Source organism: Stenotrophomonas sp. (assembly GCF_035634915.1).
Lineage (GTDB): Bacteria > Pseudomonadota > Gammaproteobacteria > Xanthomonadales > Xanthomonadaceae > Stenotrophomonas.
This window is the reverse complement of sequence record NZ_DASQCB010000019.1, coordinates 15,057-38,835: the sequence shown is the minus strand read 5'-3', so window position 1 is coordinate 38,835 and position 23,779 is coordinate 15,057. Positions and strand designations below refer to the sequence as shown.

Genomic DNA, 23,779 nt, shown 5'->3' with positions numbered 1-23,779 from the left:
CAAGGTCGGCATCTACCAGAGCGAAACCGGCCCCGGCGCCTGGTAGCCGCCAACCTTGGTTGGCGCGCTCCCTGCAGAAGCAGCCGACCAAGGTCGGCATCTACCAGAGCGAGACCAGCCCCTGCGCCCGGAAGTCGCCAACCTTGGTTGGCGCGCTCCCTGCAATAGCAGCCGACCAAGGTCGGCATCTACCAGAGCGAAACCAGCCCCGGCGCCTGGTAGTCGCCAACCTTGGTTGGCGCGCGCCCTGCAGAAGCAGCCGACCAAGGTCGGCATCCACCAGAGCGAGACCCGCGCCTCAGACGTCAGCGTGGGCCAGTGCGTGCAGGCGCCCTTCGCGCAGTTCCAGCACGCGGTCCAGGCGACGTGCCAGGCTGCGGTCGTGGGTCACCAGCACCAGGCTGGTGTGGCGCGCACGGTTGAGTTCCAGCATCAGCTCGAACACGGTAGCCGCAGTGCGGTCATCCAGGTTGCCGGTCGGCTCATCGCCGAGCACGCACGCCGGATGGTTGACCAGCGCGCGGGCCACGGCGGCACGCTGGCGCTCGCCACCGGACAGCTCGCCCGGCTTGTGGTCCAGGCGATGGCCCAGGCCGACCGCTTCCAGCAGCGCGGTCGCGCGTTGGCTGGCTTCGGGCACGCCGGTACCGGCCAGCATCACCGGCATCATCACGTTTTCCAGCGCGGTGAATTCCGGCAGCAGGTGGTGGAACTGGTAGACGAAGCCCAGCGCCTGGTTGCGCAGCAGGCCACGCGCGGTGTCCGACAAGGTCGACATGCGCTGTCCGGTGACGAACACCTCGCCTGCGGTCGGCACATCGAGGCCGCCCAGCAGGTGCAGCAGGGTGCTCTTGCCGGCGCCGGAGGCACCGATGATCGCCACCGTTTCGCCGGCATTGACCTTCAGGTCCAGCCCATCGAACACCGGGGTCTGCATGCGGCCTTCGGCGTAGGTCTTGCCCAGGCCCTCGGCACGGATCACTTCATCGCCGCGATTGACGACCTTATTCATAGCGCAGGGCCTCCGCCGGCTGGGTGCGTGCTGCCCGCCAGGCGGGGTACAGGGTGGCCAGGAAACTCATCAACAGAGCGATCAGCGTGATCGCTACGATATCGCCGGTCTGCATGTCCGTCGGCAGGCCGGTGATGTAGTAGACGTCCTCCGGCAGCAGCTTGACGTTGAACAGCGACTCGATGGCGCTGAGGATGCGCTCCAGGTTCAAGGTCAGGGTGATGCCGCCGATCAGGCCGGCCAGCGTGCCGAAAATGCCGATCAGCGAGCCCTGCACCATGAACACCTGCATCACCCCGCCCGGGGTCAGGCCCAGCGTGCGCAGGATGGCGATGTCGGCCTGCTTGTCGGTCACCAGCATCACCTGCGAGGAGACCAGGTTGAAGGCACCCATCGCGATGATCAGCGACAGCAGGATGCCCATCACCACCTTTTCCATCCGCAGCGAGTGGTAGAGGTTGGCGTTCTGCTGGGTCCAGTCGCTCACCCGGTACGCGCCCCCCAGGTTCTGCGCCAGGTCCACGCCCACTTCCAGCGAGCGGTCCATGTCGTGCAGTTTCAGGCGTACGCCGGTGGCACCGTCCGAGCGCAGCACGCGCTCGAGATCTTTCATGTTGGCGAAGCCGACGCCACGATCGACCTCGTTGTAGCCGGCCTCGAACAGGCCGCTGACGGTGAAGCGTTTCATCCGTGGCACCGCGCCCGCCGGGGTGCCCTGCACTTCGGCGAAGGTCACCAGCACCTGGTCGCCCACGTCCACACCCAGCCAGATGGCCAGCTCCTTGCCCAGCAGCAGGTTGAAGCTGCCCGGCTTCAGGCTGTCATAGCTGCCCTTGGTGATCTTCTGGTCGATCACCGACACCTTCGGCTCCAGCGCCGGGTCGATGCCCTGGATGATCGCGCCCTGCACGCGCGGGCCGCTGATCATCGACTGGATCTCGATGTACGGCGCGGCACCGGCCACGCGCGGGTCCTTGTTGGCTACGTCAACCACGCGCATCCAGTCCGGCATCGGCTCACCGTCGCGGCTGATGGTGGTATGGGCGGTCATCTGCAGCAGGCGGCTGCGGATTTCCTTCTGGAAACCGCTCATCACCGCCAGGGTGGTGATCAGCACCGTCACGCCGAGCGCGATGCCCAGGATCGATGCCATTGAAATGAAGGAGATGAAGCCGTTGCGGCGCTTGGCGCGCAGGTAGCGCAGGCCGATGGCCACGGGGATGGGTTTGAACATGCAGGCACGCCAGTCGATTCAGTCTATGGTGCCATCGTACGGGGTCGACGTGAAACGCTGCGTGCGGACACGGCCAGTCGCAGTTCACGTCGCTGCAGGTGGTCGAGTACGTCCGGCCAGAACAGCAGCCGCCCGCGCCGCCCTTCGCTGCGCCAGTGCAGCAGCAGCCAGGGGCCACGGACCACAAGGCGGGGGGCGTCGATATCGCTGCCATCGAGCTGCAGTGGCGCTGGCAGCACGGTCAGATCAAGCCAGCGCCGGGGCCTTCGCAGCCGCACCACAAGCTGGATCCCCCCGAGTGCCCAGACCGCCAGCAACACCGGCCAGTACCGGTCTTCCGGCAGGGCCGTGGCACCCAGCAGCCAGGGCGCGGCCAGCAGTACCAGCGGCTGCGCGCCGGCCTGCAGCCGCGAGGGCCGCCACTCAAGCCTTGAGGGCGAGGATCTTCTGCATGAGGGGCACGGCGTGGGCATGCGGGCAGGCCTCGTAGCCCATGAACCAGCGCCACAACTTATCGTCCTCGCAGTCGAGCAGGAACAGGAAAACCTCGCGCTCTTCGGTCGGCGCAGTACTCCATTCGCGGTCGAGATAGCGGCCGAACAGCTGGTCCAGCTCGCGCATGCCGCGGCGGCAGCGCCAGCGCAGCTTCTTCAGCAGGGTTTCTTCGTCCATCGTGTTTCTCCAGATACAGCAAAGCCACGCATGGCGTGGCTCTGCTGGTTGGTGCATCCACGCATGGCGTGGCTCTACCGGGTAACGCAAGGCCTGTATCAGGCGCGGCGTTCCATCATCAGCTTCTTGATCTCGGCGATCGCCAGCGCCGGGTTCAGGCCCTTCGGACAGGTCCGGGCACAGTTCATGATGGTGTGGCAGCGGTACAGCTTGAACGGATCTTCCAGATCGTCCAGGCGCGCACCGGTGTCCTCATCGCGCGAGTCGATGATCCAGCGGTAGGCCTGCAGCAGGATAGCCGGGCCCAGGTAACGCTCGCCGTTCCACCAGTAGCTCGGGCAGCTGGTCGAGCAGCAGGCGCACAGGATGCACTCGTACAGGCCGTCGAGCTTCTTGCGGTCGTCCGGCGACTGCAGGCGCTCACGGTCCGGCGGTGCCGGGGTCTGGGTACGGATCCACGGCTTGATCGAGGCGTACTGCGCGTAGAAGTGGGTCAGGTCCGGAACCAGATCCTTGACCACGCTCATGTGCGGCAGCGGGTAGATCGGCACTTCCTTCTTGCCGCAGTCCGCGATGGCGCGGGTGCAGGCCAGGGTGTTGGTGCCGTCGATGTTCATTGCGCACGAACCGCAGATACCTTCGCGGCAGGAGCGACGGAAGGTCAGGGTCGGATCGATCTCATTCTTGATCTTGATCAGCGCGTCCAGGACCATCGGGCCGCAGGCGTCCAGATCAATCTCATAGGTATCGGTGCGCGGATTGCTGTCGTCGTCCGGACTCCAGCGGTAGATCTTGAAGGTGCGCAGGTTCTTGCCACCGCTCTTGGCGGGGAAGTGCTGGCCCTTCGTGACCTTGGAATTCTTGGGGAGTGAAAACTCGGCCATGGCTGCTCTCGTTGGCTCAGGCGGCCCGCGCCATCAAGGCGCGGATTGCATGGTAGGCGGGGGTCGCGATCAGTACACGCGCGGCTTCGGCGGCACCACGTCGACCTCATCGGTCAGCGTGTACATGTGCACCGGACGGTAGTCGAAGCTGCACTTGCCCTTCTCGTCGACGGTGACCAGCGTGTGCTTGTGCCAGTTGACGTCGTCGCGATCCGGGTAGTCCTCGTGCGCGTGCGCACCACGGCTTTCCTTGCGCTGCTCCGCCGAGTTGATCGTCGCCACCGCGTTCAGCAGCAGGTTGTTCAGCTCGTAGGTCTCGATCAGGTCCGAGTTCCAGACCAGCGAACGGTCGCTGACCTTCACGTCCTGGAACGAATCGAACACGGTGGCCATCTTCTCGCAGCCTTCCTTGAGCGTCTGGCTGGTACGGAAGACGGCGGCATCGGCCTGCATCGTGCGCTGCATGCGGTCACGGATGACCGAGGTCGGCGTGTCGCCGTTGGCGTGGCGCAGCTTGTCCAGCAGGCCCAGCGCCTTGTCGCAGGCATCGGCCGGCAGCGGCTTGTGCGGCGCGCCCGGCTTGATGGTCTCAGCGCAGCGGTTGGCCACCGCACGACCGAACACCACCAGGTCGAGCAGCGAGTTCGAGCCCAGGCGGTTGGCACCGTGCACGGATACGCAGGCCGCTTCGCCGATGGCGTACAGGCCCGGCACCACGGCATCGGGGTTGTCGCCGACCTTGCGCACGACTTCGCCGTGGAAGTTGGTCGGGATGCCACCCATGTTGTAGTGCACGGTCGGGATGACCGGGATCGGCTGCTTGTGCACGTCGACGCCGGCGAAGATGCGGGCGCTCTCGGCGATGCCCGGCAGCTTCTCGTCGATCACGCCCGGGCCCAGGTGGGTCAGGTCGAGCAGGATGTGGTCCTTGTGCTCGCCGACGCCGCGGCCTTCGCGGATCTCGATGGTCATCGAACGGGCCACCACGTCACGCGAGGCCAGATCCTTGTAATGCGGTGCGTAGCGTTCCATGAAACGCTCGCCGCTGTCGTTGCGCAGGATGCCGCCTTCACCGCGGACACCCTCGGTGATCAGGCAGCCGGCGCCGTAGATGCCGGTCGGATGGAACTGCACGAACTCCATGTCCTGCATGGCGATGCCGGCACGCATGGCCAGGCCGCCACCGTCGCCGGTGCAGGTGTGCGCCGAGGTGGCGCTGAAGTACGCACGGCCGTAGCCGCCGGTGGCCAGCACCACGCCCTGGGCGCGGAACAGGTGCAGCGTGCCATCGGACATGTCCAAGGCCAGCACGCCACGGCACACGCCTTCGTCATCGAAGATCAGGTCGAGTGCGAAGTACTCGATCATGAAGCGCGCGTCGTGCTTGAGCGACTGCTGGTACAGGGTGTGCAGCATGGCGTGGCCGGTACGGTCGGCCGCTGCGCAGGTGCGCTGCGCTGCCGGGCCTTCGCCGTACTTGGTGGTCATGCCGCCGAACGGACGCTGGTAGATCTTGCCTTCGGCGGTGCGGCTGAACGGCACGCCGTAGTGCTCGAGTTCGATGATGGCCGGAATGGCCTCACGGCACATGTACTCGATGGCGTCCTGGTCGCCCAGCCAGTCCGAGCCCTTGATGGTGTCGTAGAAGTGGTAGCGCCAATCGTCTTCGCCCATGTTGGCGAGCGCGGCGGAAATGCCGCCCTGGGCAGCGACGGTGTGCGAACGGGTCGGGAAGACCTTGGTCAGGCACACGGTCTGCAGGCCCTTGGCGGCAAGGCCGAACGTGGCGCGCAGGCCGGCGCCGCCGGCGCCCACCACGACCATGTCGTACTTGTGTTCGGTGATCTTGTAAGCGGACATCTAGTCTGGATTCCTGTCTTGGTGCCTGGGCTCAGGCAACGCCGAGGGCGATGCGGCCCACCGCAAACACACTGACGATCATGCCGAGCACGGCGACGAACTTCACCGCGGTCTGCAGCACCAGGGCCAGCAGCGATTCGTGGATGTAATCTTCCAGCACGACCTGCATGCCGAGCTGTGCGTGCCAGAACATGGTGATCAGCAGGCCGATCAGCGGCACGGCATTCCACGGCTTGGCGATGGCGGCCACGGCCGTGGCGTAATCGGCGCCAGCCATGCGCACCACGAACACCAGGAACCACAGGCCCAGCACCACCAGGGCGGCGGCGGTCAGGCGCTGGTGCACGAAGTGCTCGGTGCCGGTCTTGGCCGAGCCAAGGCCGCGCACGTTCTTCAGCGGGGTACGGAACCTGCTCATGCGGCACCTCCGAACATCACGTAGGCCCAGACCAGCGCGGTGATCACCAGGCTGCCGAAAACCGAGATCCAGCTGCTGCGGACGAAGGCCGGAATGCTGAAGCCAACTGCGAAGTCCTGCACGATATGGCGGATGCCATTGCACAGGTGATAGGCGAACGACCATGTCCACGCAAACAGGAACACGCGGCCATACCAGGCCCCGGCATGACCGGTGAAGCAGTTCCAGGAATCGGGTCCCATCATCAGGGCCAGCAGGCCAGCAGCGATGATGAGGGCACCCACGGACAGAAAGACGCCAGTGGCTCGATGCAGGATCGAGGTGGCCATCTGAATCTGCCAGCGATACACCTGAAGGTGCGGGGAGAGGGGGCGTTGTCTGGTCGCCATTTCGCTGGGCTCGTTGTCTCGGCTGGGCGGCACGATGCCGCGTTGGCTCAATGCTGATCAGAAATCGATGCAGCGTCCGTTTTTCTCCCAATCGCCATACCGCACCGGATCAAGTCCGCCGCGGCCGCCGAATTCCTCTTCCGCGTCTGGTTGTTCCACGGGCACAGGTGCCGCAGGGACCAGCGGGGCTTCAGTTTCGTCGTCGGGAGTGGGGGTTGTTTGGCCTATCATGTTCGGTCTCGCAACGCACAAATTTTAGACCTCGTTCACGTGCCTGACAACCTGCCCCCTGCTTTCGTCGCATATCCGCGCCTGCCCGGCCACCAGCTGCTGAGCCTGCAGGGCGTGGATGCGGCCGTTTTCGCCCACGCCCAGTTCAGCAGTGATGTGACCGCCCTGCCCCTGCAGCACTGGCAGTGGAGCGCCTGGCTGAGCGCCAAGGGCCGCACCCTTGCGGTGTTCCAGCTGCTGCGGCTGGCCGAGGATCACGTGATGCTGGTGCTGGCCGATGGCGATGCAGATGCGATTGCGTCGCAACTGCAGCGCTTCGTGTTCCGCCGCAAGGTGAAGCTGCAGGTGCATGCGGATCTGGCAGTGGCAGGCGCGTTCACTGCGCCGGAAGCGGCCACTGGCGCGGCAATCGCCGGCGGTGGCGACGCAGGCTGGGAACTGGACCTGGGCAGCGATGCCCTGCCGCGCACGCTGCGCATAGGGCCAGCTGAAGGGTTTGCAGCCGGCAGCGAGGCCGACGAAGCCGCATTCGCCCTGGCCTGGCGGCAGGCTGACCTGCGCTACGGCCTGCCACGACTGGAAGAGAGCCAGCGCGAAGTGTGGACGCCGCAGCAGCTGGGCCTGGACCGGCTGAACGGCTACAGCGTGAAGAAGGGCTGCTACCCGGGCCAGGAAATCGTGGCCCGCACCCACTTCCTCGGCAAGGCCAAGCGCGCGGTGCAGCTGCTGCATACCGCCGGCCCGGCACAGGCCGGTGATGGCGTGCAGCAGGACGGCGCGGCGTTGGGCAGCATTGCCAGCGTGGCCGGCGACCTGGCGCTGGCGGTGTTGCCGCTGGAAACCAGCGACGCCGAACTGCAGGTGGGCGGCGTGGCCGCGCAGCGGGTGCCGCTGCTGGATGGCCTGGGGCGCTGAGGCAGCCCCTCATCCACGCGGCAGGTGCGGACCGTTGGTCCGCACGCCTCCAGAGCAGCCGAGCATGGGCTCGGCTCTACGGAATCACAGGCGTTCGCCGGTTTCCGCATCGAAGAAATGCAGGCCCTGCGGGTGGATCGCCACCCGGAGGTCCTCGCCCACGCCCGGCAGCGACTGCGGCGCCACGCGCATGGTCAGCGCATGCGTGCCGCTGCTCAGGTTGACGAAGATCTCGTTGCCGACCGGCTCGATGCCTTCGATGCGTGCGGTGAACGCATGCGTATCGTCGGCACCCGCTGGCTGCAGGTGCTCCGGGCGCACGCCCACGGCAATCGACTTCTGCAGCCATGCCGGGTCGATGGTGGCCTGGCCCAGCGGCGCGCGCCACTCGCCATCGACCACGGTCACGCCGCCGGCATCGCCCTGCAGCGTGCCACGCAGCACGTTCATCGCCGGGCTGCCGAGGAAGCCGGCCACGAACAGGTTGGCCGGGCGGTCGTACAGCGCCATAGGCGTGTCGATCTGCTGGATGATGCCGTCCTTCAGCACCACGATGCGCTGGCCCAGGGTCATCGCTTCGACCTGGTCATGGGTCACGTAGATCATGGTGGTGCCCAGCTTGCGGTGCAGCTGCGCGATTTCGGTACGCACGCTGTGGCGCAGCTTGGCATCCAGGTTGGACAGCGGCTCGTCCAGCAGGAACACCGCCGGCTCGCGCACCAGTGCACGCCCCAAGGCCACGCGCTGGCGCTGGCCGCCAGACATCGCCTTGGGCAGCTTGTCCATCATCTGGGTCAGGCCCAGCGTCTGCGCCGCCTCGGCGATGCGCTTGTCGATGGTCGCCTTGTCGTGGCCGCGCAGCTTCAGGCCGAAAGCCAGGTTCTCGGCCACGGTCATATGCGGGTACAGCGCATAACTCTGGAACACCATGGCGATGTCGCGATCCTTCGGCGCCACATCGTTGACCACGCGGTCGCCGATGGTCAGCGTGCCACCGCTGATCTCTTCCAGCCCCGCAACCATCCGCAGCAGGGTCGACTTGCCACAGCCGGATGGACCGACCAGCACCATGAGTTCGCCATCGGCAACCTCGAAGGTAGCGTCCTTCACCGCGACCTGGCCGTTGTCGTAGACCTTGCGCACACCCTGCAACTGCACTTTTGCCATATCAATCTATCCAGTCCGCCCGACGCCGGGCTGTCATTGGGGACTGCCTCGGCCCTCCCGATGGCAGTGATGATTGCGCGGTTGCCGCATGACGGCGACCACTGCAATCGAATACAGTTGCCCATTCTGCCATGTAAACGTTTTCACGTGGCACTATCCGAACGTCGGTGCGCGCCGATCTGCTTCGATGACCAGACGAAAGGTCATCGTCGTAGTGGTTACGAATGGAACGGTCTTCCGGACTGCCGGAAATCCGTCCCCATCGAGCCTCGGACAGACAGTAGCGCGGATGTCCCCTGAACCCAGCCATGAAGCGATTGACAACGATGTCACCCGGATCTGAAACTCGAGCGATGCACGACACCCTCTTCCTGTTTGGTGCCACAGGTGATCTGGCCCAGCGCTACCTGTTCCCTTCGCTGCTGCGCCTGCTTGGCGACGGCCTGCTGCCGGAGGACTTCCGCATCCGTGCGCTGGCCTTGTCGGGCCATGACACCGAAGCCTTCCATGACATCCTGCGGCCACGCCTGCAGCAGGCCATGCCGATGGCCAGCCAGGAGGACATCGCCTCCCTGCTGCGGCGCATCGATTACCGCTCGGTGGACCTGCGCGACGTCGACTCGGTCGCCGCCGCCGTCTCCGACCTGGTCGACCGTCGCTGCGTCAGCTACCTGGCCATCCCGCCGGGCCTGTACATCTCCACCTGCGAAGGCCTGGCCAAGGGCGGCGCCCTGGCTGCCCCGTCGCGCCTGATGCTGGAAAAGCCGATCGGCAGCGACAGCGAGAGCGCCGAGGAGATCATTTCCACCATCGGCCAGTGGATCGACGAAGACCGCGTGTTCCGCCTGGACCACTACCTGGGCAAGGCGGCGGTGCAGAACCTGATCGCCCTGCGCTTCGGCAACACGCTGCTGGAAGCGGTGTGGAACCGCAACTACATCGAATCCGTGCACATCCTGGTGGCCGAGAGCGAAGGCGTGGACGGCCGCGACGCCTACTACGCCCGCTCAGGTGCACTGCGCGACATGGTGCAGAGCCACATCCTGCAGCTGCTGTGCATGGTCGCGATGGAACCGCCGGCCTCGCTGGAAGCCGACCGCATCCGCGACGAGAAGGTCAAGGTGCTGCGTGCGCTGCGCCCGCTGGACGCCAAGCATGCAGCGCGTGACAGCATCCGCGGCCGCTACACCGCCGGCAGCATCAACGGCCAGCCGGCCCAGGCCTACCAGCCGCCGGAAGGCAGCGATGTGGAAACCTTCGCCGGCGTCACCGCGCACATCGACAACTGGCGCTGGAGCGGCGTGCCGTTCCACCTGGTCACCGGCAAGCGCCTGCCCGAGCGCACCACCCGCGTGGTGGTCACCCTGAAGCCGGTCACCCACTGGCTGTTCGAGCGCCCGCAGCGTGCGCAGGCCGCACCGAACCGCCTGGTGTTCCAGCTGCAGCCGCAGGAAAACATCGAACTGGGCCTGATGAGCAGCCTGGCCGGCCCGGAATGGGGCGCGCTTGAACTGCACCCGCTGGAACTGGAACTGTCCGTGCCGACCGGCCTGCACCGCCGCATCGCCTACGAGCGCCTGTTCCTGGACGCCTTCAACGGCAACCACACCCTGTTCGTGCGCGATGACGAAGTGCGCGCGGCCTGGGCCTGGATCGACAGCGTGGCCGATGCCTGGAAGGCCGCCAAGCTGCCGCTGGAACCCTACCCGGCCGGCCAGTGGGGCCCGGACAACGCCACCGACTTCCTGCCGCAGGGTGTGGACGCCCCGGACAGCGGAGCATCGGCATGAGTGTCGGCAGCCAGCCCGTGCTGGTCGCCGACATCGGCGGCACCAACGCCCGCTTCGCCCTCGCCGATACCTCGCTGGACGCACCCCTGCAGAAGGACAGCATCCGCGAATACGCGGTAGCCGAGTTCCCCTCGCTGGGTGATGCCGCACGCCACTACCTGGAACAGGCCGGCGCCACTGCGCGCCGCGGCGTGTTCGCGGTGGCCGGCCGCGTGGACGGCGACGAAGCACGCATCACCAACCACCCGTGGGTGATCTCGCGCAGCCGCACTGCGGCCATGCTCGGCTTCGACGAACTGCACCTGATCAACGACTTCGCCGCGCAGGCGATGGCGGTGGCCCTGCTGCAGCCGCACGACGTGATCCAGATCGGCGGCGCGCACTGGACCCCGGCCGCACCGGGCGAGTCGCGCAACTACGGCGTGATCGGTCCGGGTACCGGCCTCGGTGTCGGCGGCCTGATCGTGCGCCACGGCCGCAGCTATCCGCTGGAAACCGAAGGCGGCCACGTCAGCTTCCCGCCAGGCACGCCGGAGGAGATCCGCATTCTGGAGATCCTGTCCGAGCAGTTCGGCCGCGTCTCCAACGAACGCCTGATCTGCGGCCCCGGCCTGGTCAACATCCATCGCGCCGTGTGCGAGATGGCCGGTTTCGATCCGGGCCAGCTGCAGCCGGCCGACGTCACCGCCCGCGCCGCCCTGGGTGACCCGCAGGCGATGCGCACGGTGGACGTGTTCTGCGCCGTGTTCGGTGCCATCGCCGGTGACCTGGTGCTGGTGCAGGGCGCCTGGGACGGCGTGTTCCTGACCGGCGGCCTGGTGCCGAAGATGCTCGACTCGCTGCAGCACTCCGGCTTCCGCCAGCGCTTCGAGCACAAGGGCCGGTTCTCTTCGATCATGGCGCGGGTGCCGTCGCTGGCCATCATGCACCCCTGCCCCGGGCTGCTGGGCGCCGCCGCCTATGCCGCCGACGCCGAACGTGACGCCACAGGAGTTGCTGCATGAGCCCGACCTTCCACGACGACCGCATCGACTTCATCAGCCATGGCGATGCCGATGGCTGGATCGAAGCGGTGGCCGCCGAAATGGCCCAGGCGATCAACCACGACATCAACGAAGTGGGACGCGCCCGCATCCTGCTGTCCGGCGGCACCACGCCGGCGCCGGTGTACCAGGCGCTGGCCGAGCTGGATGTGCTCTGGGACCGGGTGGAAGTGAGCCTGGCCGATGAGCGCTGGCTGTCGCCGCAGGATCGCGACAGCAATGCCTGGCTGGTGCGCGAGCATCTGCTCAAGCGCGCCGAGGGTGCGCACTTCGATCCGCTGGTGCGCGTTGGCAAGCCGCTGCCCGAATGCGTGTACACCGCCAACCTGCAGGCACAGCACAGCCAGGCGCCGAGCGTCGTGGCGCTGGGTATGGGCAACGATGGCCACACCGCCTCGCTGTTCCCGGGCTCGAAGGATCTGGCCCGCGCCCTGGAAAGCACCCTGCCCTACGCCGCACTGGATGCCACCGGCTGCCCGGGCGCCAACCAGTGGCCGCTGCGCATCACCCTGACCCCGCGCGGGCTGGGCCAGTGCCGCCAGCGCCTGCTGCTGCTGCGCGGCAAGCAGAAGCTGCAGGTGCTGCGCCAGGCGCTGGACAGCAACGACGCACAGCTGTACCCGATCCTCAATGCAATCAACCTGGACGGCGCGCGCCTGCGCGTGCACTGGGCTGATTGACGTCGGCGGCGGCGCCCGCCGCCGCTTGCCTCTCGCCACCTTGAACGCTGGTAGCCAATGAGCCTCCATCCGCAACTGCAAGCCATCACCGATCGCGTCATCCGCCGCAGCGCCGCCTCGCGCGCCGCCTACCTGGCCGCGATCGACGCCGCCCTGCGCGATGGCCCGTTCCGCAGCCGCCTGAGCTGCGGCAACCTCGCCCACGGCTTCGCCGCCTGCGGCAGCACCGACAAGAGCCGCCTGCGCGGCGGCGTGACCCCGAACCTGGGCATCATCACCGCCTACAACGACATGCTGTCGGCGCACCAGCCGTTCGAGACCTACCCGGAGCAGATCCGTGAGATCGCGCGCGAACTCGGCGCTACCGCGCAGGTGGCCGGCGCGGTGCCGGCGATGTGCGACGGCGTGACCCAGGGCCGCGGCGGCATGGAACTGTCGCTGTTCTCGCGCGATGTGATCGCGCAGGCCACGGCCATCGGCCTCAGCCACGACATGTTCGACACTACCATCCACCTTGGCGTGTGCGACAAGATCGTGCCGGGCCTGCTGATCGGCGCACTGGCGTTCGGTCACCTGCCGGCGGTGTTCGTGCCGGCCGGCCCGATGACCCCGGGCATCCCGAACAAGCAGAAGGCCGAAGTGCGCGAGCGCTACGCCGCCGGCGAAGCCACCCGCGAGGAACTGCTGGAAGCCGAGTCCGCCTCGTACCACGGCGTCGGTACCTGCACCTTCTACGGCACCGCCAATTCCAACCAGGTGCTGCTGGAAGCGATGGGCGTGCAGCTGCCGGGCGCCTCGTTCGTCAACCCGGATACGCCGCTGCGCGATGCGCTGACCCGCGAAGCCACCGAGCGTGCGCTGGACATCACCGCGCTGGGCGACGATTTCCGTCCGCTGGGTCGCATCATCGACGAGCGCGCGATCCTCAACGCGGTCATCGCATTGATGGCCACCGGTGGTTCGACCAACCACACCATCCACTGGATCGCCGTGGCCCGCGCCGCCGGCATCGTGCTGACCTGGGACGACTTCGACGAGCTGTCGCAGCTGGTTCCGCTGCTGGCCCGCGTCTATCCGAACGGCGAGGCCGACGTGAACCGCTTCGCCGCGGCCGGTGGCCCGGCGTTCGTGTTCGGCGAGCTGATCAAGGCCGGCCTGATGCATGGCGATATCGTCAGCGTGGCCCGTGGCGGCATGGCCGACTACGCCCGCGAGCCGCAGCTGCGCGACGGCAAGCTGGTGTACCTGCCGGGCCTGGAACGCAGCGCCGATGAAGAAGTGGTGCGCAGCGTCGACAATCCTTTCGAAAGCCAAGGCGGCCTGCGCCTGCTGCGCGGCAACCTGGGCAAGTCGCTGATCAAGCTGTCGGCGGTGAAGCCGCAGTACCGCACCATCGAGGCCCCGGCCGTGGTGGTCGATGCGCCGCAGGTGCTGAACAAGCTGCACGCTGGTGGCCTGCTGCCGGAGCATTTCGTGGCGGTGGTGCGTTACCAGGGCCCGCGTGCGAACGGCATGCCGGAACTGCATTCGCTGGCGCCGCTGCTGGGCCTGCTGCAGAACCAGAGCCGGCGCGTGGCACTGGTCACCGACGGCCGCCTGTCCGGCGCCTCGGGCAAGATCCCGGCGGCGATCCACGTGACGCCGGAAGCGGCGCGCGGTGGCCCGCTGGCGAAGGTGCGCGAGGGCGACATGATCCGCCTGGACGGTGAAGCCGGCACGCTGGAAGTGCTGGTGGATGCGGCCGAGTGGGCGGCGCGTTCGCTGGCGCCGAACACGGCACCGGCGGCGCATGACCTGGGCCGCAATCTGTTCGCGATCAACCGTCGCGTGGTGGGTCCGGCGGACCAAGGGGCGATTTCGATTTCGTGCGGTCCGGCGGCGGCCGATGGTGGGCCGTGGGATTACGACGCCGAGTACGAGCTGGGGAACGATGCTGCTGCGGCGGCGGCGCCGCATGAGGCGAAGGACGCCTGAATTGTTGAAAGAGCGCTGCGGGTTTGTTGCGGCGGTTGGTGTCCTGGGGCGGCGGAGGTCAGGCCGTCGCCAGGACACGCCGTGAACCCATCCATGGGGGCTCGTAGGCGCCATCCATGGCGCCTGCGGTCCTGGCGACGGCCTGACCTCCGCCGCATCACGCTTTCCGGCGCATCAATGCCGCGAAGTGATCATTGAAATCAAATTCGAAAGCAAAGGCAGAAGCAGAGCTATGGGTATCGAACAACATCAGGTGAAGGCGGCGGAACTGCTGCGTGCGGCGGGCATCCTGCCGGTGGTGACGATTCATACGCTGGACCAGGCGCGTGCGGTGAGTGCGGCGCTGCTGGAAGGTGGCCTGCCGGCCATCGAGCTGACGCTGCGTACGCCGGTGGCGATGGAAGCGCTGGCGATGCTCAAGCGCGAGCTGCCCGATGTGGTGGTGGGTGCGGGCACGGTGCTGACCGTGGAGCAGATGCAGCAGTCCATCGATGCGGGTGCGGATTTCCTGGTGACGCCGGGTACGCCACCGGCGCTGGCCGATGCGCTGGCGGCGGCACCGCTGCCGGTGGTGCCAGGCGCAGCCACGCCGACCGAGCTGCTGTCGCTCTACGCGCGCGGTTTCCGCGTGTGCAAGCTGTTCCCGGCCACGGCCGTGGGCGGACTGGCGATGATCAAGGGCCTGGCCGGCCCGGTGGCCGACCTGAAGCTGTGCCCGACCGGTGGCATCACCGAAAACACCGCCGCCGAGTACCTCGAGCAGAAGAACGTGGTCTGCATCGGTGGCTCGTGGATGGTGCCGGGCAACTGGATCGCCGATGGCGAGTGGGACAAGGTGCGCGCCAGCGCCGCCGACGCCGCCAAGATCATCAAGCGCGTCCGCGGCCACTGAACCCAGCAAAGGTGTAGAGCCGAGCATGGGCTCGGCTCTACAGAAGGGAAAATCCGTTACAGCGGCCGTGCCGGATCCACCAGCCCGTACTGGCTGGCCATGCGCGCCAACGCAATGTTGTCGCTGATCCCCATCTTCTCGAACAACCGCGCCTTGTGCGTGTTCACCGTCTTCGCACTCAGGCTCAGGCGCCGTGCGATGTCTTCCTGGCGCAGGCCCTGGGTCAGCAGCAGCGCCACTTCCAGCTCGCGCGGCGACAGCGTATCGAACGGCGAGGCATTGCCTTCCACCGTCGACAACGCCAGGTTCTGCGCAATGCTGGTACCGAGGTAACGTCGCCCTGCGGCCACGTCACGCACCGCACGCAGCAGCTCCTGCGCATCGCAGCCCTTGCCGATGTAGCCGGCCGCACCGGCCTCGAGCAGGCGCTTGGGCAGCGGGCCATCTTCCAGCACGGACACGATCACCACGCGCGTGGCGCGATGGCCACGCACGATGCGCTCGGTCACTTCCATGCCACTGACGCCCGGCAGGTGCAGGTCGCACAGCACCACGTCCGGCAGCAGCTGGCGGATCTCACGCAGGCCGTCTTCCCCGGTCTCGGCTTCGCCCACCACTTCAATGTCGGCTTCACCCGACAGGATCATCTTCATACCGGTGCGGACCAGCGCGTGGTCATCCACCAGGTAGACTCGAATCGTCATTCACGTACCTCATCGAATGCGGCCATTGCGGGCCACGCTAGGCAGGGCATCCGGGCATCGCAAGCAGGACAACTGCGCAAAAACGGCGTTCTGCCTTGCGCATCACATTCTTCGCACATCGATGTTGCCCCCTGTCCCACAGAACCCGTCACAACGACACAACCTGCTGCTGCATGGACGCCCTAGAAGGGTCATCCACGTCACTCCCCTGTTGCGATCGCTTCGCTGGCCGCTGCTGGCGGCGAACCGCGGTGTCGCCAGGGTTGCCGGCGACTGAACATGACCAGATAGCACCCTACCACCCAAACCAGTGCCGCACACCATCCGGCGAGGATATCGGAGGGGTAATGCACCCCCAGGTACACCCGCGAGACGCTGACCAGCAGGCTGAACAGCGGCGCCAGCACCAGCACCGGCCAGCGCCAGCGGGTGTTCCAGGCCAGCAGCACCAGGGTCACGGCCAGGGTCATGCTGCCCATCGCGTGGCCGCTGGGGAAGCTGAACGTCGATTCGGGCGCGATCGATTCCCACAGGCTGGGGCGGTCGCGCTGGAAGAACTGCTTGCTGCCCATGTTCAGCAGCGCCGAGCCGACGAAGCACACGGCCACGAAGGTCGCCTCGCGCCAGCGCCGCCGCCACAGCAGCGCGCCGACGATCAGTACGTCGGCCGGGATCAGGAACCACTCGTAGCCCAGCTTCGACAGCAGTACGAAGCAGCGGTCCAGCCACGGCGAATGCAGCCCGTGCATCTGCCACAGCAGCGGGGCGTCGAAGTGGAACGACTCGAACTCGTGCACTTCATCGGCCAGGGCGACGAAGCCGGCCAGCGGCAGCAGCACGCCGGCAAACAGCAGCACCAGGCGCCACGCATTGCGCCCCATCCAGTGTCGGAAGCCGGACGCCGGTTCCGGCGCGGCCAGGATCGCCGGCTTACCCGGCGATCCGGACATACTTCTGTTCGACGTATTCGTCGATCAGGGCAACGAATTCCTGGGCGATGTTGTCGCCACGCAGGGTCACCTTCTTCTCACCGTCGACGAACACCGGTGCGGCTGGCGTTTCGCCGGTACCCGGCAGGGAAATGCCGATGTTGGCGTGGCGCGACTCACCCGGCCCGTTGACGATGCAGCCCATTACCGCCAGGGTCATGTTCTCGGCACCGGGGTGCTGCACCTTCCAGACCGGCATCTTCTCGCGCACGTGGTTCTGCACCACCTTGGCCAGTTCCTGGAAGAACTCGGACGTGGTGCGGCCGCAGCCTGGGCAGGCGGTGACCAGCGGGGTGAAGGCGCGCTGGCCGGTGGTCTGCAGCAGTTCCTGGGCGACGATCACTTCCTGGGTTCGCGACTGGCCAGGCTCGGGCGTCAGCGAAATGCGGATGGTGTCACCGATGCCTTCCTGCAGCAGCACGCTCAGCGCAGCCGCCGAAGCGACGATGCCCTTGCTGCCGATGCCGGCTTCGGTCAGGCCCAGGTGCAGGGCGAAATCAGAACGCTGGGCCAGGTCGCGGTACACCGCGATCAGTTCCTGCACGCCGCTGACCTTGGCCGAAAGAATGATGCGATCGCGCGGCAGGCCGATCTCCACCGCCTGCTCGGCCGAATCCAGCGCCGAACGGATCAGCGCCTCGCGCAGCACGCGGCCGGCGTCCCAGGGCTGTTCGCGATGGTTGTTCTCGTCCATCAGCTTCGCCGCCAGGGCCTGGTCCAGCGAGCCCCAGTTGGCGCCGATGCGCACCGGCTTGTTGTAGCGGATGGCGAACTCGATCAGCTGGGCGAACTGCAGGTCCTTCTTCTTGCCGAAGCCGACGTTGCCCGGGTTGATGCGGTACTTGGCCAGCGCTTCGGCGCAGGCCGGCTCGGCGGTCAGCAGCTGGTGGCCGTTGTAATGGAAGTCGCCGATCAGCGGCACATCGATGCCCATCATCGCCAGCTTGTCGACGATGCGCGGGATGGCCGCGGCTGCCTCGACAGTATTGACGGTCAACCGCACCATTTCCGAACCGGCCCGCCACAATTCGGCCACCTGCTTCACGCTGGAGGCGACGTCGGAGGTGTCGGTGTTGGTCATCGACTGCACCACCACGGGCTTGCCGCCACCTACGGTGACCCCGCCGATCTGGACGGCATGGGTCTGGCGACGGGACCAGGCGGTGGCATCGGAGGGCTGGGTCGGGCGGGTGACGGCGTCGTGCATGGGCGCATTCTACCGCCCGGCCCTGCATTCCGGGCGATTCCCATTCAGCCGTCGGCACGTCTGCGGCCGATTGTCGCAGGCAGGTTGCCCGGTGAACGCATACGATGGTCAGGCATGACCGGTCCCGACGCCCCCTTCCTACGCACCCTGTGCAGCCTGCGCTGGCTGGCCGTGGCCGGCCAGGCCGCGACCATCCTGGTGGCCACCTGGGTATTGGGCCTGCCGCTGCCGCAGCTGCCGCTGTGGGCGGGCGTGGCCGTGCTGGCCGTGTTCAACCTGTACACGCAGATGCGCCCCGAACCGGACGACACTGCGCCGCTGACCGCCTTCGGCCACATCCTGGTCGATGTGATCATCCTGACCTGGATGGTCGGCTGGAGCGGCGGCATCGCCAATCCGTTCGGCTCGCTGTTCCTGATCCTGATCGCCCTGGCGGCCTTCGCCCTGCCCCTGCGCTGGGCGCTGGCGGTGGCCTGTGCCTGCCTGCTCGGCTACGCCGCCAGTGGCATCTTCGGGCAGCCGCTGCCCACCGGCTATTTCCGTGCGCTGGACCTGAACCGCTGGGGCGTGGTCGCCAACTTCCTGCTGTCGGCCACGGTGGTGCTCACCTTCTCGACCCGCCTGGCGATGGCCCTGCGCGTGCGCGAACTGGAACTGTCGGCGCTGCGCGAGCGCTTTGCCCGCAACGAAGGCATCGTTGCCCTGGCCACCCATGCCGCCTCGGTGGCGCACGAACTGAACACTCCGCTGGCGACCATGACCCTGCTGGCCGACGATGTGGCCGAGCGCAGCGAAGAACCGGAAGTGCGCGAGGACATGGAAACCCTGCGCGAGCTGCTGGTGCAATGCCGCGAGCGGGTGCTGGCGCTGGCCGCACCGGCCTCCACCGACGGCCCCGGACGCAGCCATTCCAGCGCCCAGCAGGTGCTGGAACAGTGGCGCCTGGTGCGCCCGACCATCGACCTGCACCGCAACGACGACGCACCGCTGCGCCTGCCGCTGGACCCCGGCGTGGGCCATCTGCTGATGGTGCTGCTGAACAACGCCGCCGATGCCGGCGAACAGGCCGGGCGACCGCGCGTGGACCTGGAGCTGCGGATCGACGGCGAGGATCTGATCGGCGAAGTGCGCGACTACGGCCATGGCTTCAACGCGCGCGCCGCGGTGCTGCCGGGCAAGCTGTTCGGCAGCAGCAAGAGCGAGGGCATGGGCGTCGGCCTGGCCCTGTCCCACGCCACCATCGAACGCCTGCAGGGCGAGATGTGGATGCGCCCGGCGCAAGGCGCCGGCAGCCGCGTCGGCTTCCGCCTGCCCCTGGCTCCCCACGAGGAAACCCCATGAGTACCTCAACCCTCGGCCTGCTGGTCGACGACGACGAACTGTACCTGCGCACCCTGCAGCGCAGCCTGGCCCGCAAGGGGCTGGAGACGCAGACCGCACAGGATGCCGCCAGCGCGTTGGCCCTGGCCCGCCAGCAGCCGCCGGCGTTCGCGCTGATCGACCTGAAGCTGGGCAGCGATTCGGGCCTGGCGCTGATCCAGCCGCTGCGCGCCCTGCGCGCGGACATGCGGATCCTGCTGGTGACCGGCTACGCCAGCATCGCCACCGCGGTGGAGGCGATCAAGCTGGGTGCGGATGACTACCTGCCGAAGCCGGCGACGGTGCCGATGATCCTGCGCGCACTGGGCGAGGAAGATGATGGCCCGGCCGACGACAGCGAAATGGAAGTGCCCGACGCGATGACGCCGATCAGCCGCCTGCAGTGGGAGCACATCCAGCAGGCGATGCATGAGACCGGCGGCAATGTGTCTGCGGCCGCACGCCTGCTCGGCATGCACCGGCGTTCGCTGCAGCGCAAGCTGGCCAAGCGGCCCAGCCCGGAACGCGACCCGAGCCGCTGACGCGGCGAATCCGCCGGGCATGGCCCGGCGCTACCGACTTGTAGAGTCGAGCCATGCTCGACTACGTGCACAAGACAGTCGAGCATGGCTCGACTCTACAGATACCTCAGCGCTTCAGCTGCGCCAGGATCTCGCGGGTCATCGGATCGGCAACCGCCACATCCTCGCCCTGCAGCGCCGGCAGCAGGCCGCTGGCCAGCTGCTTGCCCAGCTCGACACCGAACTGGTCGAAGGCGTTGATGTTCCAGATGACCGACTGCACGTACACGGCGTGTTCGTACATGGCGATCAGCGCGCCCAGCGCCTGCGGAGTCAGCGCGTCGAGCAGGATCAGCGTGCTCGGGCGGCCACCCGGGTAGTCACGGTGCGGATCGTCGCTGCTCTGGCCGTTGGCCAGCGCTTCGGTCTGCGCCAGCAGGTTGGCCAGCAGCGCCTGGTGGTTCACCGTGTACGGATCATCGTTGTGCACGCAGCCGATGAAATCGGCCGGGATGATGCTGGTGCCCTGGTGCAGCGCCTGGAAGAAGCTGTGCTGCACGTCGGTGCCCGCCCCGCCCCACCACACCGGCACGGTGTCGGTGGTGACCGGCTGGCCGTCGCGCTGCACGCGCTTGCCCAGGCTTTCCATCACCAGCTGCTGCAGATAGGCCGGCAGCAGCGCCAGGCGCTGGTCATAGGTCATCACCGCGTGCGTGGCATGGCCCAGCACGTTGCGGTTCCAGATGTCGGTCAGGCCGTGCAGCACCGGCAGGTTGCGCTCCAGCGGCGCGTCCAGCGCGTGCGCATCCATCTGCGCGGCACCGTCCAGCAGCTGTTCGAAACGCTCGAAGCCGATGGCCAGCGCGATCGGGAAACCGACCGCCGACCACAGCGAATAACGGCCACCCACCCAGTCCCACATCGGCAGCACGCGATCGGCGGCGATGGCGAAGGCCTTGGCCGCACGCTCGGGGTTGGCGCTGACCGCGTACAGGCGCTCGCTGCCACCCAGCCAGTCGTGCAGGATCTGCCCGTTGAGCAGGGTTTCCTGGGTACCGAAGGTCTTGGAGATGAGGATGCCAGCAGTCTTTGCCGGATCCAGCGTGGCCAGCGTGCGCTGCATGGCGGCACCGTCCACGTTCGACACGAAATGCACGCGCAGGCGTGCACCGCTGACCGGGCGCAGCGCATCGGCCACCAGGCGCGGGCCCAGATCGGAACCGCCGATGCCGACGCTGACCACGTCGGTCACGCCGCTGTCTTCCAGCGCGCGCACCAGCACGCCCATGCGCTGGCGGATCCCGCGCGCGGTGGCATAGGCCTCGACCGCCACCGGCGCATCGACCCCATCGCCACGCAGCGCGGTATGCAGCGCAGCGCGGCCTTCGGTCAGATTGACCTGCTCGCCACGGAACAGACGGGTGATCGCACCGCCGACATCACAGTCGGCGGCCAGTGCCAGCAACGCCTGCAGCGCCGCGGCATCGTATTTCTGCCGGGCGAAATTGACATACAACGGACCGACCCGCAGCGCCAGGTCCTGCACACGACCGGGTTCGGCGGCGAGAAGGCTGGGAATGCTTGCGCCCTTCAGGCGCTGGGCGTGGGAGTGCAGCGAGTCGAATCCGTTGTTCGTTGTCATGCGGCCTGGGTCGGGATCGTGTCGTTGGTGTGGGTAATCTGGTTGTTGCCGTCCACGTACACCAGCTTCGGCTTGAAGCTGTCCGCTTCCTGCTCGGTCATGCTGGCAAACGCAGCGATGATGATGATGTCACCGACCTGCACGTGGCGTGCAGCGCCACCGTTGAGCGACACCACGCCGCTGCCGGCTTCGGCACGGATGGCATAGGTCGAGAAGCGCGCACCGTTGGTCACGTCCCAGATGTGCACCTGCTCGAACTCGCGGATGCCCGTGGCAGCCAGCAGGTTGTCGTCGATGGCGATCGAGCCTTCATAGTTCAGCTCGGAATGGGTGACAGTGGCGCGGTGGATCTTGGTCTTCAGCAGGGACAGGTGCATGGCACGGCACAACGCAAAGGAAAGCGTGGATTCTAGCACCCGCGCAGCACGGGGCATCACCGCCGGCAACCCGTTCAGGTAACGGGCTGGAAGGGGGAGCCGGGGTCAGAACCCTTTTCCGCAGGAAAAGGGATCTGACCCCACGCAGACATCAGAATTCCAGGTTGTCGATCAACCGCGTGCTGCCCAGGCGGGCGGCGATCAGCGCCACCCGGCCGCCACCGTCGAAGGTCGGCTCGGCCAGTTCAGGCGTGCGCAGCACGGCGTAGTCGACCTGGAAGCCGGCGGCCTGCAGCGCGGCGGTGGCATCGGCCTCGATCTGCGCGCGCGGCTGCCCGGCCACGTAACCTTCGCGCATGCCCAGCAGGGTGCGGTGGATCGTCGTGGCCAACGGGCGCTGGGTGGCATCGAGGTATTGGTTGCGCGAGCTTTTGGCCAGGCCGTCGTCATCCCGCACGATCTCCGCACCGACGATCTGGATCGGGAACGACAGCTCGGCCACCATCTGCTTGATCACCGCCAGCTGCTGGTAGTCCTTGCGGCCGAACACGGCCACATCCGGCTGCACCTGCAGGAACAGGCGCGCGACCACCGTGCAGACGCCATCAAAGTGACCGGGGCGGCTGGCACCCTCCAGCACTTCGCTCACCCCGGGGGCGTGCAGCTGCGTGGTCCTGTCCACGCCCAGCGGGTACATCGCCTCTACGCTGGGCAGCCACACCGCATCGCAGCCGACCTGCTCCAGCCCGGCCACATCGGCCTCGGGCGTACGCGGGTAACGGCTGAAATCTTCGTTCGGCCCGAACTGGGTCGGGTTGACGAAGATGCTGGCCACTACCCTGTCGGCGTACTGCCGCGCCAGGCTCACCAGCGAATGATGGCCGCCGTGCAGGTTGCCCATGGTCGGCACCAGCGCCACGCGCAGGCCTTCCTGCTTCCACTGCGCGATCTGCGCGCGCAGTGCGCCAAGTTCGTTGAAGGTCTGGATCATTGGGCGTAGGCGTGCTGTTCGTCGGGGAAGCTGCCATCGCGTACGGCGTCTGCATACGCACGGGTGGCACCGGCCACGGAACCGCCTTCGGCCAGGAAGTCCTTGACGAACTTCGGACGGCGATGGCCGCTGTCCAGGCCGATGAAATCGTGCAGCACCAGCACCTGGCCATCGCAGTGCGGGCCGGCACCGATGCCGATGGTCGGTACGTCCACCGCTGCGGTCACTTCGGCCGCCACCGGGGTCGGCATGCATTCGAGCACGATCAGGGTGGCACCAGCGGCGGCCACCGCCTTGGCGTCTTCCACCAGCTGGCGCGCGGCATCGCCACGGCCCTGGATCTTGAAGCCGCCCAGGCGCAGCACCGACTGCGGGGTCAGGCCCAGGTGCGAACACACCGGAATCTCACGCTCGACCAGATAGCGCACGATGTCGACCTTGAAGCCCGCACCCTCGATCTTGACCATCTCCGCGCCGGCCTGCAGCAGCTGCAGCGATGCGTCCAGCGCGCGCTCGGGGGTGGCATCGGCGCCGAACGGCAGGTCGGCGACCAGCAGCGCACGCTGCAGTACGCGGGATACCGCGCGGGTGTGGTAGACCATGTCGGCCACGGTGACCGGCAGCGTGGAATCATGCCCCTGCACGACCATGCCCAGCGAATCGCCAATCAGGATCAGGTCCACGCCGTTGGCGTCGAAGGTGCGGGCGAAGCCGGCGTCGTAGGCGGTCAACATGACCAGCTTCTGGCCATTGCGCTTGGCCTCGGCCAGGGCGGGAACGGTCCAAGGCTTGCTGTCTGCGTGGGTGCTCATGTGCTGATAACCGGGG

General features: G+C 67.2%; 25 protein-coding genes. 8 read left to right on the top strand and 17 right to left on the bottom strand.

The annotated features are described in order from the left end of the window. Positions 1-298 precede the first annotated feature (298 nt). The 9 genes from lolD to VER16_RS15565 form a co-directional block, all read right to left on the bottom strand. On the bottom strand, positions 299-1,012 hold the full coding sequence (lolD, locus tag VER16_RS15605) for a lipoprotein-releasing ABC transporter ATP-binding protein LolD (protein ID WP_108768527.1): 714 nt from the start codon (positions 1,010-1,012) through the stop codon (positions 299-301). Then, positions 1,005-2,246, bottom strand: coding sequence for a lipoprotein-releasing ABC transporter permease subunit (locus VER16_RS15600; RefSeq protein WP_324809619.1), 1,242 nt, complete (start codon positions 2,244-2,246; stop codon positions 1,005-1,007). The genes lolD and VER16_RS15600 overlap by 8 nt, the downstream gene beginning before the upstream one ends. Before the next feature lie 23 nt (positions 2,247-2,269). Next, on the bottom strand, positions 2,270-2,485 hold the full coding sequence (locus VER16_RS15595) for a hypothetical protein (RefSeq protein ID WP_324809618.1): 216 nt from the start codon (positions 2,483-2,485) through the stop codon (positions 2,270-2,272). Positions 2,486-2,669: 184 nt separating this feature from the next. Then, a complete protein-coding gene (locus VER16_RS15590) occupies positions 2,670-2,918 on the bottom strand; it encodes a succinate dehydrogenase assembly factor 2 (RefSeq protein WP_324809617.1) in 249 nt (82 codons plus the stop codon). 98 nt (positions 2,919-3,016) lie between these two features. After that, positions 3,017-3,802 (bottom strand): succinate dehydrogenase iron-sulfur subunit, encoded by a 786-nt coding sequence (locus VER16_RS15585; protein WP_295519534.1) that lies wholly within the window; start codon positions 3,800-3,802, stop codon positions 3,017-3,019. A 69-nt stretch (positions 3,803-3,871) separates the two neighbouring features. Then, positions 3,872-5,662 (bottom strand): succinate dehydrogenase flavoprotein subunit, encoded by a 1,791-nt coding sequence (gene sdhA / locus VER16_RS15580; protein ID WP_324809616.1) that lies wholly within the window; start codon positions 5,660-5,662, stop codon positions 3,872-3,874. Positions 5,663-5,693: 31 nt separating this feature from the next. Continuing rightward, positions 5,694-6,080: a succinate dehydrogenase, hydrophobic membrane anchor protein gene (gene sdhD, locus VER16_RS15575; protein WP_324809615.1), complete on the bottom strand. Its 387-nt coding sequence runs from the start codon at positions 6,078-6,080 to the stop codon at positions 5,694-5,696. Continuing rightward, the gene (gene sdhC / locus VER16_RS15570) at positions 6,077-6,469 is read right to left on the bottom strand and encodes a succinate dehydrogenase, cytochrome b556 subunit (RefSeq protein WP_324809704.1); all 393 of its coding nucleotides are present in this window, start codon (positions 6,467-6,469) and stop codon (positions 6,077-6,079) included. Before sdhC ends, sdhD begins: the two co-directional genes overlap by 4 nt. A 57-nt stretch (positions 6,470-6,526) precedes the next feature. Further along, the gene (locus VER16_RS15565; protein WP_324809614.1) at positions 6,527-6,700 is read right to left on the bottom strand and encodes a DUF1674 domain-containing protein; all 174 of its coding nucleotides are present in this window, start codon (positions 6,698-6,700) and stop codon (positions 6,527-6,529) included. 39 nt (positions 6,701-6,739) lie between these two features. On the opposite strand from VER16_RS15565, the gene VER16_RS15560 reads away from it, so the two are divergent. Then, positions 6,740-7,615, top strand: coding sequence for a folate-binding protein (locus tag VER16_RS15560; RefSeq protein ID WP_324809613.1), 876 nt, complete (start codon positions 6,740-6,742; stop codon positions 7,613-7,615). An 84-nt stretch (positions 7,616-7,699) separates the two neighbouring features. Here the strand turns inward: VER16_RS15560 and VER16_RS15555 are convergent, their stop codons facing one another. After that, on the bottom strand, positions 7,700-8,782 hold the full coding sequence (locus VER16_RS15555; RefSeq protein ID WP_324809612.1) for a sn-glycerol-3-phosphate ABC transporter ATP-binding protein UgpC: 1,083 nt from the start codon (positions 8,780-8,782) through the stop codon (positions 7,700-7,702). A gap of 353 nt (positions 8,783-9,135) precedes the next feature. Between VER16_RS15555 and zwf the strand changes: the two genes are divergently transcribed. The 5 genes from zwf (at position 9,136) to eda (ending at position 15,161) form a co-directional block, all read left to right on the top strand. After that, positions 9,136-10,572, top strand: coding sequence for a glucose-6-phosphate dehydrogenase (gene zwf / locus VER16_RS15550; protein WP_324809611.1), 1,437 nt, complete (start codon positions 9,136-9,138; stop codon positions 10,570-10,572). Beyond that, positions 10,569-11,576, top strand: coding sequence for a glucokinase (gene glk, locus VER16_RS15545; protein ID WP_313148112.1), 1,008 nt, complete (start codon positions 10,569-10,571; stop codon positions 11,574-11,576). Before zwf ends, glk begins: the two co-directional genes overlap by 4 nt. Continuing rightward, a complete protein-coding gene (pgl, locus tag VER16_RS15540; protein ID WP_324809610.1) occupies positions 11,573-12,295 on the top strand; it encodes a 6-phosphogluconolactonase in 723 nt (240 codons plus the stop codon). Before glk ends, pgl begins: the two co-directional genes overlap by 4 nt. 57 nt (positions 12,296-12,352) lie before the next feature. After that, positions 12,353-14,269, top strand: a complete 1,917-nt coding sequence (edd, locus tag VER16_RS15535; RefSeq protein WP_324809609.1) for a phosphogluconate dehydratase — start codon at positions 12,353-12,355, stop codon at positions 14,267-14,269. A 232-nt stretch (positions 14,270-14,501) separates the two neighbouring features. Beyond that, on the top strand, positions 14,502-15,161 hold the full coding sequence (gene eda / locus VER16_RS15530; RefSeq protein ID WP_032128859.1) for a bifunctional 4-hydroxy-2-oxoglutarate aldolase/2-dehydro-3-deoxy-phosphogluconate aldolase: 660 nt from the start codon (positions 14,502-14,504) through the stop codon (positions 15,159-15,161). Positions 15,162-15,217: 56 nt separating this feature from the next. On the opposite strand, the gene VER16_RS15525 is transcribed toward eda, so the two are convergent. The 3 genes from VER16_RS15525 to ispG all read right to left on the bottom strand — a co-directional run bounded on the left by VER16_RS15525 (position 15,218) and on the right by ispG (position 18,061). After that, a complete protein-coding gene (locus VER16_RS15525) occupies positions 15,218-15,865 on the bottom strand; it encodes a response regulator (protein WP_079221493.1) in 648 nt (215 codons plus the stop codon). 200 nt (positions 15,866-16,065) lie between these two features. Beyond that, entirely contained in the window at positions 16,066-16,815 is a 750-nt protein-coding gene (locus VER16_RS15520) for a phosphatase PAP2 family protein (RefSeq protein WP_324809608.1), read from the bottom strand. Continuing rightward, positions 16,796-18,061: a flavodoxin-dependent (E)-4-hydroxy-3-methylbut-2-enyl-diphosphate synthase gene (gene ispG / locus VER16_RS15515; RefSeq protein WP_079221491.1), complete on the bottom strand. Its 1,266-nt coding sequence runs from the start codon at positions 18,059-18,061 to the stop codon at positions 16,796-16,798. The genes VER16_RS15520 and ispG overlap by 20 nt, the downstream gene beginning before the upstream one ends. Positions 18,062-18,175: 114 nt before the next feature. On the opposite strand from ispG, the gene VER16_RS15510 reads away from it, so the two are divergent. Continuing rightward, positions 18,176-19,402 carry an ATP-binding protein gene (locus VER16_RS15510; protein WP_324809607.1) on the top strand — a complete coding sequence of 409 codons (1,227 nt, stop codon included), beginning with the start codon at positions 18,176-18,178 and terminating at the stop codon, positions 19,400-19,402. Beyond that, positions 19,399-19,962 (top strand): response regulator transcription factor, encoded by a 564-nt coding sequence (locus VER16_RS15505; RefSeq protein WP_324809606.1) that lies wholly within the window; start codon positions 19,399-19,401, stop codon positions 19,960-19,962. Before VER16_RS15510 ends, VER16_RS15505 begins: the two co-directional genes overlap by 4 nt. Before the next feature lie 106 nt (positions 19,963-20,068). On the opposite strand, the gene pgi is transcribed toward VER16_RS15505, so the two are convergent. The 4 genes from pgi to panB form a co-directional block, all read right to left on the bottom strand. After that, positions 20,069-21,583, bottom strand: coding sequence for a glucose-6-phosphate isomerase (pgi, locus tag VER16_RS15500; protein ID WP_324809605.1), 1,515 nt, complete (start codon positions 21,581-21,583; stop codon positions 20,069-20,071). Beyond that, the gene (gene panD, locus VER16_RS15495; RefSeq protein ID WP_006432456.1) at positions 21,580-21,960 is read right to left on the bottom strand and encodes an aspartate 1-decarboxylase; all 381 of its coding nucleotides are present in this window, start codon (positions 21,958-21,960) and stop codon (positions 21,580-21,582) included. The genes pgi and panD overlap by 4 nt, the downstream gene beginning before the upstream one ends. Positions 21,961-22,111: 151 nt before the next feature. Continuing rightward, positions 22,112-22,951 carry a pantoate--beta-alanine ligase gene (gene panC / locus VER16_RS15490; RefSeq protein WP_324809604.1) on the bottom strand — a complete coding sequence of 280 codons (840 nt, stop codon included), beginning with the start codon at positions 22,949-22,951 and terminating at the stop codon, positions 22,112-22,114. Next, the gene (panB, locus tag VER16_RS15485; RefSeq protein ID WP_079221487.1) at positions 22,948-23,763 is read right to left on the bottom strand and encodes a 3-methyl-2-oxobutanoate hydroxymethyltransferase; all 816 of its coding nucleotides are present in this window, start codon (positions 23,761-23,763) and stop codon (positions 22,948-22,950) included. Before panB ends, panC begins: the two co-directional genes overlap by 4 nt. Positions 23,764-23,779: the final 16 nt, after the last annotated feature.